The following is a 14,582-nucleotide window of genomic DNA, read 5'->3' as shown; positions in this document are numbered from 1 at the left end:
AATCGTATTCTAATTAAGCAGTTAGCGAAATATTCCACTTTCCTCGCTAGGAGAAGAGCCCGGACGCGGCGGCCAGCACGGTTGCCGAATGGGATCTGCAGCGAGGAATGTGGGAATGAACGAGACGATACGCGCCCTGTTGTCAAAACTCGGCGGATTGCCGATGCCTGTGGCCGATCTTGCTGATGATGCCGATCTCTACGCGGCTGGCCTTTCCTCCTTCGCTTCGGTCCAGCTCATGCTCGGCATCGAGGAAGCCTTCGACATCGAGTTCCCGGATAACCTTCTCAATCGCAAGTCCTTCGCCAGCGTCGCGGCCATCGAAAAGACGGTCGCCATTATCGTGGACGGCAGGAAGGTCGCCTGATGAACGTGGCGGTCGCGATCACGGAAGACAGCCTTTCGCTCCGTGCCGGCCGTGTCGCCGCCGTCGCGGGCGCACATGCGGACGCGGTCGATAGCGAGGGCCGATTTCCACACGAGGCGGTCGCGGCACTCAGGAAAGAGCGGCTGCTCTCGATCCAGATCCCGCCCGAACTCGGCGGCGAGGGCGCCTCGATCACGGTGATTGCCGAACTCTGCTCAATCCTGGCGCAGGCCTGCGCGGCCACCGCCATGGTCTTCGCGATGCATCAGATCAAGCTGTCGAGCCTTGTCGAGCATGGCGCCGACGCCGACTGGCACCCCGGCTTCATGCGGCGCATTTCCGCCGAACAGTTGCTGCTTGCCTCGGCGACGACCGAAGGCGGGATCGGCGGAAACCTCAGAAACAGCATCTGTGCCATTGTGGTCAACGGAGATCGCTGCCGGCTCGAAAAGGACGCCACCGTCATCTCCTATGGCGCGCATGCCGACGCGATCCTGATAACCTCGCGCAGCAATCCCGAAGCGGCTACCTCAGACCAGGTGCTGACGGTCTTTCTCAAGGACCAGTACAGCCTCACACGCACCGTCGAATGGGACACGCTCGGCATGCGCGGCACCTGCTCGGACGGCTTTCTGTTCAAGGGAGAGGCACCGGTCGCGCAGATCGTGCCAAAACCCTTTGCCGAGATTGCGGCGCAATCGATGCTAGCGGTCTCTCATCTTCTCTGGAGCGGCGTCTGGTATGGCATAGCGGCCGATGCTGTCGCCCGCGCGCAGGCCTTCGTGCGTGCAGCCGCGCGCAAGTCGCCCGGCGCTTCGCCACCAGGCGCGTTGCGGCTTGCGGAAGTATCGAGCCTGCTGCAAGTGGTGCGGTCGAATGTCGTGGCGGGCCTCAAGGCCTATGAGGAAGCCAAGGCTGACGCCGACCGGCTGTCCTCGATCGCCTTTGCGGTCGCGATGAACAACGTCAAGATCGCGTCCTCCGAAATGATCCTGCCGATCATCAACCACGCCATGCTGATGTGCGGCATCCTCGGCTACAAGAACGGCACGCCCTATAGTCTCGGGCGCCATCTGCGCGACGCCCATTCCGCGCAACTGATGATCTCCAACGATCGTATTCTCGGCCACACCTCGACGATGCTGCTCATTCACAAGCAAGACACTAGCCTACTGGGATAATCGCCATGGATATGCAGACTTCGTTCCTCGACCGCCTGTTCGACGCCGGTCTCCTGATCGACACCGGCGTCGACGGACTTTATGGCCGCAGCGGTCAGTTCGAGGATGTGATCGCTGCCTTCGAACGGCTGATCGATCGGTTTGCCGACGACAACGCCGAAGTCATCCGCTTCCCGCCAGGCATGAGCCGCGCCATCTTCGAAAAGAGCGGCTACATGAAGAGCTTTCCGCAGCTGGCCGGAACGGTGCACAGCTTCTGCGGCGGCGAGCTCGACCATATGAGCCTGTTGAAATGCATGGAGGTCGGCGACGACTGGACCAAGGACCAGAAGGCGACCGATATCGCGCTGACGCCCGCCGCCTGTTATCCGCTCTATCCGACGATTGCCAGACGCGGTCGTCTGCCGGCAACGGGCGGCCTCTTCGATCTGCAGTCCTATTGCTTCCGTCACGAGCCTTCCAAGGATCCCGCCCGGCAGCAGCTGTTTCGGATGCGCGAATATGTCTGCATGGGGACGGAAGAGCAGGTCACAGAGTTCCGCCAAAGCTGGATGGACCGCGGCGTAAAGATGATGGAGGCGGTCGGTCTTGATGTCGTCATCGACGTAGCCAACGATCCGTTCTTCGGCCGCGCCGGAAAAATGCTCGCAAACAACCAGCGCGACCAGAACCTCAAATTCGAGCTGTTGATCCCGATCACGTCAACTGCCCAGCCGTCCGCCTGCATGAGCTTCAACTACCACCAGGATGCCTTCGGCACGAAATGGGGCCTTGAGCTTGACGACGGCAGTGTCGCGCATACCGCCTGCGTCGGCTTCGGCCTGGAGCGCATCGCGCTCGCGCTCTTCCATCACCATGGGCTCGATGTGACGGAATGGCCGGTGGCGGCGCGCAAAGCCCTCTGGGGTTGATCGTGCCAATGCCGTCCGTCTTCGAAGGGCTTGATTCCGACGCCTATGTGCCGCATGCGCTGCATGCGAGCGAGCGCGCGTGGCCGGAAACCAATTGCTACGTCGATCTATGGATCGAGGTTCTGAACGTCTTGAGACTGCCGGCGGAGGCAATGCTTGCCTTCACGCTCACGCAGGACTTCGAGGGCGATCAGTTCACCTTCTTCAAGGTACCGCTCGAGGATCTCGAAGCGCTCTACGGCATTCGTTGCACGGAACTGGCGATCTATGACCGCCTGGAGCGGCACGTGGCCACGCAGATCGCCCGCGGCCGGCTTTGCCTCGTCGAGATGGATAGCTTCTTCATGCCGGACACGGCCGGCATCGGATACCGGCGCGAGCATGGCAAGACGACGGTCGCGATCAACCGGCTGGACATCGAAAGGCGCGAACTCGACTATTTCCACAATGGCGGCTTCTTTCGCCTGGGCGGAGAGGATTTCGAGGGACTGTTTGCGCTGAACCTGACGGCAGACGACGCGCCCTTTCTGCCATACACCGAGTTTGCGCGCTTTCCCGAGCGCCTGCCGGATATCGATCAGCAGCGAAAAACTGCCCGTCGTCTGCTCGGCGTCCATTTCGGGCGCCGCCCTCGGGCGAACCCGATCCGCGCCTTTGCGGAAATCTTTCCGGCGCAGGTGGAAGCCATCGCCGAACGGCCCTTCGGCTTCTTCCACAAGTATGCGTTCAATACGTTGCGCCAGCTCGGCGCCAATTTCGAGCTCGCCGCCAGCCATCTCGATTGGCTGGCGGAGGATTTCGCCACTGCAAGCGTCGAGGCGCGGCGCATATCGGATGCTGCCAAGTCGGTACAATTCCAGCTGGCGCGGGCGATCACCCGGCGAAAATTCGAGCCGTTGCAGACAGCCCTTGATCCGGCGGCGGATGCATGGGATGCCTTGATGGCCGACCTGAAGGGGCAGGCCTAGGCTGGGGAGGGCGAATGCAGCGACGTCTGGCAGGCATCGGCGCGCGGGAAACGCAACTCACCGATGGCTGGAACCTCGTGCTGACGGAGGCGGGCGCCTGCGCCCATCCGTCGTCGGTGGCCGCGCTATCCCAATTCCTGCCGGCGCCGGTGCCGGGAACGGTGGCGGAAGCGCTGGAAAAGGCGGGTTTGTTCGACCGCGAGAACCCCGAGCCGCTCGACGGCAAGGATGCCTGGTATCTCTGCCGGCTGTTCGACGAGGAGCCCGGTGAGGCGACCTTGCGTTTCCTGGGGCTTGCCACGCTCTGCGATGTTTTCCTTAACGGCGAAAAGATCCTGTCCACGGAAAGCATGTTCGAGGCGCATGACGTGGCCGTCTCCCTCTTGGGCGGCGATGAGCTTGCGCTCTGCTTTCGCGCACTTGCGCCGCGTCTGGCGGAACCGGGGCCGCGCGCCCGTTGGCGGCCGCAACTGATCACGCCGCAGGGTCTTCGTAACGTGCGGACCACGCTGCTCGGCTATATGCCGGGCTGGTGTCCGGAAATCCATGCGGTCGGACCATGGCGGCCAGTTTCGATACTGCGGCCGGGCGTGGCGGCGATCCACGACCTGTCCATCCGCTCCGACGTGACCGGGGAGGGAGAAGGGCGGCTCTACGCATCGCTCCATCTTAGTCAGGACGTCCATTCGCTCGTTCTTCGCTGCGGCGAGATCGAGCAGGAGTTCGAGCGGAACGGCGGCGGACAATACGTGGCGGTTGCCCGGCTGCCGGAGGTGCAGCGATGGTGGCCGCATACGCACGGTGAGCCCTATCTCTACGATGTGGCCATCGTCATCGACGGTGTTGCGTGCGACGTCGGGCGCATGGGCTTCCGCACGATCGCTGTCGACTACGGCGAAGACGGCAGCGATTTCGCGCTGATCGTCAACGGCGAGCGCATTTTCTGCCGCGGCGCGGTGTGGACGAGCGCGGACATCGTGCGGCTGCCGGGCGACAAGCAGGACTATGCCCGTTGGCTGACGTTGGCCGCCGAAGCCGGCATGAACATGCTCCGCATCGGCGGCACCATGGCCTATGAAACACCGGCCTTCTTTCAGCTCTGCGACGAGTTCGGCATCCTCGTCTGGCAGGATTTCATGTTCGCCAATTTCGACTATCCGAAAGCCGACAAGGGTTTCTTTGCGCACGTCGAAGCGGAGGTCACCCTGTTTCTTGCGCAAACGCGTCGCTCGCCGTCGCTTGCTGTCATCTGCGGCGGCAGTGAGATGTACCAGCAGGCGGCGATGTTCGGGCTTCCCGAGCGCTATTGGGCAAGCGCTGTCACCGAGGAAACCATTCCCGCTGTTGCGGCCGAGATGCGCCCGGACGCTGCCTATGTCGCCAATTCGCCGCTGGGCGGTGCCATGCCATTCTCTCCGAACGCAGGCGTGACGCATTACTACGGTGTCGGTGCCTATATGCGACCGATCGAGGATGCCCGCCGCGCCGATATCCGTTTTGCCGCCGAAGCGCTCGCCTTCGCCAATGTGCCGCAGGATCGTACTCTCGCCGCGCATCTGCCGGCCTCGACGATGAATAGTCCGCTATGGAAATCGCGGGTACCACGCGATCGCGGCGCGTCCTGGGATTTCGAGGACGTGCGCGATCACTATCTCAGCGAATTCTACGGTTTCGACCCGGCCCGCCTCAGGCGCGAGGATCCCGGTTTCTATCTCGATCTGTCGAGGGCTGTCAGCGGCGAGGTGATCGAGGCCGCCTACGGCGAGTGGAGACGCGCCGGCTCCGGCTGCAATGGAGCGCTCGTGTGGACGCTGCAGGACCTCCTGCCCGGCCCCGGCTGGGGCGTCATCGATTCGACCGGCGCGCCAAAGCCCGTCTGGTACGCGCTCCGCCGCGCCTTCCGTCCGCTGCAGCTTCTCTTCGTGGACGAAGGCACCAACGGGGTGGATGTCCATATCGTCAACGAGCATGATCGTTCGCTGGCGCTCGATCTCGATGTCGTCTGCCTGCGCGACGGCCGGCAGACTGTCGTGAGCGGGAGGCGCGAGCTGGTAATTTCGGCGAGAGCCAAGGAGAGGATCGCCTGCACCGATCTCTTCGGAGCCTTTTTCGACACCGGCTACGCCTTCCGCTTCGGTCCGCCTTCGCACGACGTCGTCGTCGGGCGGCTCAGGGCACGCGACACCGGCGCGCTGGTGGCCGAAGCCTTTCATTTTCCGCTCGGACGCGCGGCGGCATTTCATCCTGCCGAGTTGATGGCGACCGTATCCGGCGGCGATGGCGACTGGATGCTGGAACTGCAGACCGACCGTCTAGCGCAATCGGTGCATATCGACATCGAGGGATTCCGGCCGGAAGACGACTGGTTCCACCTTGCCCCCGGCATCGTCCGTCGCTTGAAGCTCTTGGCGCAGGGCGAGCGAAACGGTGCGCCGCCGTCCGGCCAGATCAGGACGCTTGGAAGCCGGCGTATCCTCGAGGTCTGACGGCGTCGTCCTCTGAGGTGGCCACAACGCGAGCGTGCTCGCCGCCGATGCTCAACGCCACCAGCCGGATTTCCTTGAAATAGACGTCCTGCGCATGCGGGGGCGTCAGATTGTGATCGGCGTCGCTAACAACGGTTACTCGCAGGTGGGGATAATTCTTCAGGCGGGCGCGTTCGCTGCCGAAATGCTTGCGGGCGTATTCCAGACCGATGTCCTCGGCGCTGTAGACTAACGATACGGGGACGTTGCGGGTGCCGAGCGTTCGGAAGCCGTCGACGATTGCCGCGTGCTCCCTCGACAGGAAAGGAAAGAGATCGAGCATGGGCCGGCATAGGTGCGACAAACGCCCTGCGAGCGATGTCATCACGTTCCGTCCGGCACCGGCCATATCGATCCTGCCGGAGATAAGACGCTGCAGCGTTTCACGTCTGAGAAGTTTCCGCCGGTAGGTCGCGAGCGAGCGCGGTACGCCGCGCAGGGTCATGTCCACCGATTGCGCCGGATCCCAATGAAAGGTCGGGGCGTTGGCCGCGACCAGGCCTCGGCAGCGGGCATCGTGGAGCGCGGATTGAAAAGCAAGATAGCCGCCGCTGCAGCGGCCCACCACGAAGGCAGGCAGGAGGTCGCGATCTTCGAGAAGCTGCAAAGCGTCCGCGACGTCCTGCAACTGGCTCTCCGCATAGAGAACCTGATCGGGCGCGCCCGGCCGCGGCGGGCTGTCGGCGACATTTGCGGTGTCGAAGCGAAGTGAAGCGATACCGTGGCGGGCAAGACGACGCGCCATCGTCACGGACGAACGCGCCCAGCCCGCGCTCCGGTCATAGGCGGTGGTCAGAAGGAGGGCGGTCGCACCGGTCGTTGGGCCGTCGGGCTGGCAGAGAACGCCGAATAGCCGGTCGTTGCCGCCAAATCGCAGAGGTGTTTCGCAGAAACCGTCACCGCGCACGGGCGCCGCCGAGGACTTCGAAATCGGCTTGCGCGCCGGTCCATCAGCATGGCGGGCAAGGACCGATCGAACCCAGTCAATGATCACCGCGCCCGCGTGACCGGGCATTTCGGCGGTCGTGGGGTTGGAAACGAGCCCGTCATAGCCTTCGTAAACCTCTTCCCGCACCTTTACGCCGACCGCCGTAAGCTTGCGTGCAAGGGTGGAATCGGTCGGACGTCCCGGGCGGGTCAGAACGAGGCTATCGGCTGCGGGGAAGCTTTCGCAAGTCATCAGGTCGAGCCGCCGGAGATCGGCTGCAACCGCATCCGGCATGACCAGACCCGCGACCGAGACCCCCTCTGACGATCGGCCATGGTCGCTCAGCCCAAGGCTCTCATCGATCATTTTCGACCAGAAGCCGAGTTCGCGAAGGTAGAGCCGGCCGGATGTGACGGGCGCAAGGAGCGCGATCCCCGCTACCCCCGGCAGGCGCGCGCCAGTCTCGACAGCGATGGCTCCGCCGAGCCCCTGGCCGACGAGAATGACACTCTCGCAGCCGGAGAGCGATTTCAGGTAGTCAGCAGCCGCGTCAGCGGTTTCGTGCCAAGCGGAAAGTCCCTCGCTGCCGCCCGTATCGAGGGCGTCGCCAGTGCCGATGTAGTCGAAACGGAGGCTGGGGATCCCCGCGTCGCTCAATTCTTCGGCGAGGATGCGCCAGAACTTGCGCGTGCACATTTCCTCGAATCCCCAAGGGCTCAAGAAGAGCACGGCGGTCCCCGAGGGCTTACCGGCCGCAGGCTTGAATAGGCCGACCGTGCCGGCAAAGGTAACCGGCAACGCTGCCGCCCTGCCGCAGATTGCGGACGTCTCTTCGTGGAAACGGTTCTGAAAAGCCATGGTGATCTCGCTCACGCTCGACGCGGCGCGAGGAGATCCAGCGCATGAATGGCGAACGGATGGGCCCGCTTCGGCAAGCGGCCGGCGATCTGTTGCAGGACGGCGATATCCTGTGGCGGAACGGCGCCGAAGAGCCTCAGAGCTGCGAGATAAGTGAGCGCACCGGCAAGGATTCCGCCGACAAGCCCCAAGCGCCCCGGCACCACGTGAACGAAGGCGTAGGCTGAGGCCGCGCAAAGGGCGGCGGCCGCGCCGACTTTCAGAATGGTGACGAGCATGCCACGCATGGAGCCTTCGAACTCCATGCGCCAGACGATCGCCGCGCACATGACGGTGAAGGCGACGAGCCGCACGAGAGCGGCGCCCTCGCCGCCATAGAGGGGGACGGCCGCGAAACACCCCACGACCATGATGACGCTTGCCAGCACGCCGATGACGGTGCGGTCGGTAATGCGCCCGATCGAATAGAGATACTGCGTCGAGATCTGCATGAGGACGTAGGGAGCCGCCGTCAGCGCCAGCAGCGCCACCATGTTTCCGCTCGGTTCGAAGGGCTTGCCGAAGATTGCGACCACCAATTCGCTTGCAATCGCCGCAAGTCCGAAACTCATCGGCAAGGTGATGTAGGAGAGGCTACGCACCACCCCCTCGAAGACGCTCACGGGCAGCCGGCCGGTCGCATGGGAATGGATCTGCTCGGAGTAATAGGGCAGCAGGCTGCCGCTCAGCTGCACCGGCAGCTGCAGGGCAAGATTGGCGATCGAAAGGCCGACGGCATAAAAGCCGACTGCTTCGACCCCCCAATATTTCTGCAGAAACACGAGTTCGATGCGGTTGAGGAAGATCGAACTGTTGATGAACTCCACCGACAGGATCAGGGAGGAGTGGACGAGGTAACCGAGCCCGACGCCGCAGGCCCGCTTTCTGGCGGCGGCGACACCCAGCGAATAGAGGAACATCGGCAGTCCGCCCGCCACATAGCCGGCGAGCGCCCCCGTCACGCCGAAGAGAAGCGCACCCGAGAGCACCGCCGCCAACTGCAAGAGCGAGCTTGCGACGGTGAGACGGAAAAACGCGGAAAGGCGTTGTTCGCCGATCAGGTAGTTCTTGGTGTATATCCCGAGCGACTGGGTAAGAAAGAGGAGCCCCGTGACCACCAGCACGGCTGGCGCATCGCCCGCCCAGTGCAGCCGTTCGGCCTCCCAGTAGTAGGCGGTGTAGCCCGCGAGCAACAGGATCGTCGAGACGATCGTCGGCTGCATCAGATAGGAGGCAAAGCCGCGCCGGTCCTCCGGTGAAAAGCCCTTGGCTTTCAGTTCGGGCAGGAGACGCAGCAGCGTGACGCCCGTTCCGAATTCCGCGACCAGCGCGCCTGTCGTGACCAGCCACAGAGAGAAGGCGATGATACCGCTCGCCTCCGGTCCGAGCAGGCGGGCGGCGATGATCGAGCAGGCAAATCCGGTCGCCAGCAGCGTCAAGCCCGCCGCCGCGTTCAACGCGGAATTCGCCATGATGTTCTTGGCCATTCGCCTGTTTGCCCAGTGCCAGTTTCGGATGGAGTGACTTCGCGAAACCCCTATCCGAGAAAGCTTAATGTTTGATCGATGGGACCGTTCAAGAGTTCGAGATGGCTCTTATGCTATATTAGGATTTCTTTGCTAAATGTGCGGCGTTGAATACGTCCAGAGGCCCCACGAGGCGTCCGGCGGGGCAGGGGAAATCGGGAATTGAATATCGTGCTCTTGGTCGCCTCGGCTCGAGGCGAGATGTGCGGCGTTGCCGACTACACAGAGCGGCTGGCTGCCGCGATGGGGGAGATCGGCGCCAATGTCCGCCTGGAGATGCTCGACCGCTGGTCGTTTTCGACAATGCGTGCGCTGCGCCGCCGTTACGGCGAGCCGCAGACGATCTTCCACATGCAATACCCGTCGCTGAAACTCGGGCGGTCGGTCGCACCGGGCCTTGTTCCTTTCATACTGCCGAACTCGTTTGTCACCTTGCATGAATTCGGGCTCTTCAACGTGCTGCGCAAACTGATCTTCGTCTTCCCGAGCTTCCTGTCGCGGCGCGTGATCTTTTCGAACGAAACCGAAAAGCACCTTTTCCAGCGCTATTTTCCTTTCTCCCGACGGCGCCTGTCGGTGCTTCCGATCGGCAACAACATTCCGCGTACGTTTGAGCCCGCGGCCGACAGGACGATGGAGCGCCTCGTCAATTTCGGACAGATCTCCCCCAACAAGGGCATCGAGTTCTTCCTCGAGACGGTCGCGCGGCTGCGCGCCTCGGGGTCGTCGATGCAGGTGGAAATGATCGGCGCGATGGTTGAGGCGGAAGCCGATTTCGCCGCCATGGTGAAGAACGCCGCCGCACTTCAGGGCATCCGTCTGAGGCTTAGTCTCTCACCCGCCGACGTTTCGGCAGCGCTCAGCCAGGCGACGCTGGCGCTCTTGCCTTTCACCGACGGCGTTTCGAACAAGCGCGGCTCGGCGCTTGCCTGCCTCGATCACGGTCTTTCAGTGCTGACCACGCATTCGCAGAAGACGCCCCCCTGGCTGGCGGATGTGACGCATGGCGTCGCCTCGCCGCAGGAGGCGGCCGTGCTCATCGAAAAGATTGTCGCTGGCGATATCGCCCGCTCGCGCTCCCCGGAGATCCTTGCAGCAGAACTCGGCGCTCGCGACTGGCGTCAGATCGCCCGGGAGCATCTGGCGCTCTACCAGGCCGCGCTTAGGCGGTGACGGCCATCTCCTGCCGCTCGCCAAGCACGGCGGCATAGACCTCGATGTAACGCTCTGCGACGCGCTCCCAGGCATACTTCTGCGTGCCGCGCGCCAGCCCTTCCCGCAGGTGGCCGCCATCCGTTTCAGCTTCCTGGAGACGGGCAAACGCCGTTTCGAGGGCGTCGGCCGCGACTGTCGCGCTGGAGAAGTCGGCAAGCAGGATGTCGTGGTGCGACTCCGCCAGTGCCTCATAGGCCTCGTTCGGATGAAGCACCGGCAGCAGGCCGGCGCTCATGGCCTCGACCGCGACCAGCCCAAACCCCTCGTAGGTGGAGGCAGAGGCGAAAAGCGAAGCCCGGGCGATCACGTTGCGAATGTTGGCGTTGTCGATCGACACATGTAGCGAGACATGACGGCTAAGGCCGCGTTCGGCGATCTCGCGCTCGAGCGTCTCTTGGTTCATGTCGGAGGCAGCGCCAATGATGTCGAGATGCCAGTCGGGATGGCGCGCCGACAGCACCTGCATGACTGCGAGCAGGCGATCGAGCCGCTTGTTAACCGAAAACCGCCCGATGGTGACGATCCGGCGCCGCGCGTCGAGAGCAGCACAGTTGGCGAATTTACCGATGTCGGCGCCATTCTCGATCAGTGTGGTGCGGCCGCCGGCAATCGTTGAAAACAGTCTCTGGTCGGGCAGGCTGCAGGAGATCAGGCGATTGTAAGCGAGAGCCGAAAGACGTGTCGCGGTCTGGAACCAGATCTTCTTGAGCGCGGCATATTTCGCCGTATGGAAAAAGCCGCCATGGGTGGTGGCGATCATCGGCCGGCCATGCAACGGCTTGCCCCAGGCGAGCGCATCGAAGAAAAAGTCGACGGCATGGACGTGTACGAGGTCGGCGTCGGAAAGGTGGCGGAAGATCCGCGGCGCAAGCGGATAGCGGCTCGGCCCCGACCAGGGGATGCGGACGATCTCGATGCCGTCGATTGTCTCGGTGGCATCGAGCCGGCCATCGGGAGAGGAAAACAGGCGGTCGAGCGTTACCACGCGGGCGCGATAGCCGCGAGCGACGAGCTCCCGGCAGAGATTGGCGACCACGTCCTCAAGGCCGCCCTTGTTCGGCAGGAACTGGCGCACGACATGGACGATCAGCGGGCTTTGGCCCTCCCGATCAGGCGTTTCGGATGTCCGCGCCTCCTGCAATGTCATCGCTCTTTCCTCGAGAAACGCCTGCACGATCGCATGAAAGGGTGGCGAGCGCGCGGCAATGCGCCTTGCCGGTCCACTACCGCAAGAAGAAACCACCAATACAGTTAAGGAGTTGCTAACAGTTGGCGCGGGTGCCTTGAGGCGGCAGCCAGCCGGCAGACGCCGGCCTTGAGCGGGCTTAGAAAGCCCGGAAGGTCAGGGTGGTCAGCGAGCGCACGATGCCCGGGATATTGGCAATGTTGTCGTTGATGAATTTGCCGATGTCCTGGCTCTCCTCGATATAGACTTTCAGCAGCAGGTCGTAGTTGCCGCTGGTGGAATAGAGCTCCGAGACCAGTTCCGTCTTGTAGATGGCGTCGGCAACCTCGTAGGTCTTGCCGGGGGCACATTGGAGTTGGACGAAAATGGGCTTCATGAGGGTATCCTGCAACGGTCGTGGCGCTTTCGGCGCATAATGATCGAAAGGCGGTTGCCCGCGCAAGTCATTCCGTCAGCTGGACGGGATGGGAGGCGGCTGCCTCGGCGACGATCCAGCTTCGAAAGGCGGTGAGCGGCGCATAGTCGAGCCGCTCTGTGGGGCAGGCGAGATAGTAGCGCTCCGCACTTTCCATCTCGTGGTCGACGGCGGTGACGAGTTCGCCGCGCCTGAGTTCTTCTTGAATGAGAAAGGTCGGCAGCAAGGCCACGCCGAGCCCGGCGGCCGCTGCCTGCGCGGCGGTCGCGAACTGATCGAACAGCATGCCATGCACGCTTCCGAAGGCGACGCCATTGCCGGCAAACCAGGTTTCCCAGGCATCCGGGCGGCTTGTCAGATGCAGAAGCGGCAGGCCGAGAATGTCGGCCGGTTCCTTGATGCCATGGGCTTGCCGGAAGGCGGGGCTGCAGGCCGGCACCGTACGCTCGGACATCAGGAAGGTGAGTTCGGCACCGGGCCACTGCGGATGGCCGAAATGTATGGCGGCATCGAGCGAGTCCAGCCTGAAATCGAACGGTGAAAGCCGCGTTGCAAGATTGATCGTGATCCCCTTGTTCGCGTCGAGAAACCTGGGGAGGCGCGGCGCCAGCCAGCGGGCGCCGAAGGTTGGCAGAATGGCGAGGTTCAGCGATCCGCCATGGGGATTGGCTCTCAGATTGAGCGACGCGCTGGAGATGCGCCGCAGCGCTTCGCGTATTTCGCGCGCGTAGCCGTCGCCGGCAAGCGTCAGGCGGATGGTTTGGCGCTCGCGCACGAAAAGTTCAACGCCGACCTGCTCCTCCAGCGCGCGGATCTGGCGGCTGACCGCGCTTTGCGTGAGATTGAGCTCCTTGGCAGCGATTGTGACGCTTCCGGTGCGCGCCGCCGCCTCGAAGGCGGCAAGCAGCGAGATGGACGGCAGAAATCGGCGTGGGGGCAGCATGGTCATTCCCTGATAGAATGAGCTATTGAGAAACCAAGCTTATTCACCCCCGTTTGGCGCTTGTAAAGAGGATGCTCGCGCGCGATGGGAATGAGATGGCGCTTAGAACCTCTCGCTTTGCGCGCTCTTTCACTGCTCGGCAGGCAGCGTTAGATTGCGAATTGCCGTACCAATGGATTGACCGATGCTGAACGACCCGCGCTCCCATGGCCTTTGGGAAAAAACCGCCCCGCAACCGCCGAAAACCAAGCCCCTGTCGGACGCAACGATAGCCGATGTGGTCATCGTCGGCGGCGGCTATACGGGTCTGTCTTCGGCGCTGCATCTGGCCGAGGCCGGAAAGAAGGTGGTGCTGCTCGAGGCCAACGAGATCGGCTTCGGTGGCGCGGGGCGCAATGTCGGCCTGATCAACGCCGGCATGTGGGTCATGCCGGACGATCTGCCGGGCGTGCTGGGTCCCGTCTACGGCGAACGCCTGCTCGACGTTCTCGGCAATGCGCCGCGCCTGGTGATGGCGCTGATCGAGAAGCACGGTATCGCCTGCGAGTTGGTGAAGAACGGTACGCTACACGTGGCCGTCGGCGAGACCGGCTTGAGAGAAATCGAGGACCGTGGCCGCCAATGGGCAAAGCGCGGCGCGCCGGTCACCGTGCTCGACGCCGCCGAGACGGCTCGCCGCGTCGGCAGCTCGGCCTATGCCGGTTCGCTTCTCGACCTGCGCGCCGGTACGCTGCAGCCGCTCGCCTATGCGCGTGGATTGGCGCATGCGGCCGTCAAGGCGGGGGTCACGATCCATACAGGCAGCCGCGTGACTGAAACCCGGCGCGACGCAAGCCGTTGGCAGGTCAAGACTGCCGGCGGCAGCGTCACCGCCGAGTGGATCATCGTTTCGACGGATGCCTACAGCACCGGCCCGTGGGCTCAGGTCCGCACCGAACAGGTGCATCTGCCCTACTTCAATTTCGCAACCGCGCCCCTCGGCGACAGGCTGACCCGCTCGATCTTGCCGAACCGCGAAGGTGTGTGGGACACGAAGGAAGTTCTTTCCTCCTTCCGCATGGACCAGGCCGGACGTCTGGTTTTCGGCAGCGTCGGTGCGCTCCGAAACACTGGTCTTGCCGTTCATCGGGGATGGGCGAAGCGCTCGCTGAAGAAGCTTTTCCCTGAGATCGGCAATGTCGAGTTCGAATGCGAATGGTATGGCAAGATCGGTATGACCACCGATGCCCTGCCGCGCTTCCACAAGTTCGCCCAGAATGTCGTCGGCTTCTCCGGCTATAACGGCCGCGGCATCGCGCCGGGCACGGTGTTCGGCAAGGCGCTCGCCGAACACATCCTCGGCCAGGTATCGGAAGAGGACCTGCCGCTGCCATTGACCGCCCCGCAGGAGCCGTCTTTCCGCAGCCTCAAGGAAATGTGGTACGAGGCAGGCGCACAGGTCGCCCACTTTGCCGGCGAGCGTTTCTAGCGCAATTCCAGGAAAAGCGTGACGCGGTTTTCCGTCGGGAATTGGCGAAAGC

The 14,582-nt window shown here is 63.3% G+C and carries 12 protein-coding genes; 7 read left to right on the top strand and 5 right to left on the bottom strand.

What is annotated here, in order from left to right:
- The first annotated feature begins 115 nt into the window (after window positions 1-115).
- The 5 genes from AB4048_RS10250 to AB4048_RS10230 are packed head-to-tail and all read left to right on the top strand — an operon-like array spanning window position 116 to window position 5,913.
- The gene (locus AB4048_RS10250) at window positions 116-367 is read left to right on the top strand and encodes an acyl carrier protein (protein WP_442201841.1); all 252 of its coding nucleotides are present in this window, start codon (window positions 116-118) and stop codon (window positions 365-367) included.
- Window positions 367-1,548, top strand: a complete 1,182-nt coding sequence (locus AB4048_RS10245) for an acyl-CoA dehydrogenase family protein (RefSeq protein ID WP_442201840.1) — start codon at window positions 367-369, stop codon at window positions 1,546-1,548. Before AB4048_RS10250 ends, AB4048_RS10245 begins: the two co-directional genes overlap by 1 nt.
- Window positions 1,549-1,553: 5 nt before the next feature.
- Entirely contained in the window at window positions 1,554-2,459 is a 906-nt protein-coding gene (locus tag AB4048_RS10240; RefSeq protein WP_442201839.1) for an amino acid--[acyl-carrier-protein] ligase, read from the top strand.
- A gap of 8 nt (window positions 2,460-2,467) precedes the next feature.
- Window positions 2,468-3,427 (top strand): DUF1839 family protein, encoded by a 960-nt coding sequence (locus AB4048_RS10235; RefSeq protein WP_442201862.1) that lies wholly within the window; start codon window positions 2,468-2,470, stop codon window positions 3,425-3,427.
- 14 nt (window positions 3,428-3,441) lie between these two features.
- Window positions 3,442-5,913, top strand: a complete 2,472-nt coding sequence (locus tag AB4048_RS10230; RefSeq protein ID WP_442201838.1) for a glycosyl hydrolase 2 galactose-binding domain-containing protein — start codon at window positions 3,442-3,444, stop codon at window positions 5,911-5,913.
- Here the strand turns inward: AB4048_RS10230 and AB4048_RS10225 are convergent.
- Both AB4048_RS10225 and AB4048_RS10220 read right to left on the bottom strand, forming a co-directional pair.
- Window positions 5,876-7,738 carry an alpha/beta fold hydrolase gene (locus tag AB4048_RS10225; RefSeq protein ID WP_442201837.1) on the bottom strand — a complete coding sequence of 621 codons (1,863 nt, stop codon included), beginning with the start codon at window positions 7,736-7,738 and terminating at the stop codon, window positions 5,876-5,878. The two genes, AB4048_RS10230 and AB4048_RS10225, sit on opposite strands and share 38 nt — an antisense overlap.
- Before the next feature lie 11 nt (window positions 7,739-7,749).
- Window positions 7,750-9,264 (bottom strand): lipopolysaccharide biosynthesis protein, encoded by a 1,515-nt coding sequence (locus AB4048_RS10220; RefSeq protein WP_442201836.1) that lies wholly within the window; start codon window positions 9,262-9,264, stop codon window positions 7,750-7,752.
- Window positions 9,265-9,474: 210 nt separating this feature from the next.
- On the opposite strand from AB4048_RS10220, the gene AB4048_RS10215 reads away from it, so the two are divergent.
- The gene (locus tag AB4048_RS10215; protein ID WP_442201861.1) at window positions 9,475-10,476 is read left to right on the top strand and encodes a glycosyltransferase; all 1,002 of its coding nucleotides are present in this window, start codon (window positions 9,475-9,477) and stop codon (window positions 10,474-10,476) included.
- Here AB4048_RS10215 and AB4048_RS10210 read toward each other — a convergent pair.
- The 3 genes from AB4048_RS10210 to AB4048_RS10200 all read right to left on the bottom strand — a co-directional run bounded on the left by AB4048_RS10210 (window position 10,466) and on the right by AB4048_RS10200 (window position 13,068).
- Window positions 10,466-11,665 (bottom strand): glycosyltransferase family 4 protein, encoded by a 1,200-nt coding sequence (locus AB4048_RS10210; RefSeq protein WP_442201835.1) that lies wholly within the window; start codon window positions 11,663-11,665, stop codon window positions 10,466-10,468. The two genes, AB4048_RS10215 and AB4048_RS10210, sit on opposite strands and share 11 nt — an antisense overlap.
- A gap of 178 nt (window positions 11,666-11,843) precedes the next feature.
- Window positions 11,844-12,080, bottom strand: coding sequence for an Lrp/AsnC ligand binding domain-containing protein (locus AB4048_RS10205; RefSeq protein WP_442201834.1), 237 nt, complete (start codon window positions 12,078-12,080; stop codon window positions 11,844-11,846).
- 67 nt (window positions 12,081-12,147) lie between these two features.
- Entirely contained in the window at window positions 12,148-13,068 is a 921-nt protein-coding gene (locus AB4048_RS10200) for a LysR family transcriptional regulator (RefSeq protein WP_442201833.1), read from the bottom strand.
- A gap of 178 nt (window positions 13,069-13,246) precedes the next feature.
- Here AB4048_RS10200 and AB4048_RS10195 point away from each other — a divergent pair, with 178 nt between their 5' ends.
- Window positions 13,247-14,530: an NAD(P)/FAD-dependent oxidoreductase gene (locus AB4048_RS10195; RefSeq protein ID WP_442201832.1), complete on the top strand. Its 1,284-nt coding sequence runs from the start codon at window positions 13,247-13,249 to the stop codon at window positions 14,528-14,530.
- Window positions 14,531-14,582: the final 52 nt, after the last annotated feature.

Source organism: Rhizobium sp. RAF56, from assembly GCF_052113965.1.
Lineage (GTDB): Bacteria > Pseudomonadota > Alphaproteobacteria > Rhizobiales > Rhizobiaceae > Rhizobium.
Note: the sequence above shows the minus strand (reverse complement) of the source record. Positions and strands in the feature narration are given on the sequence as shown.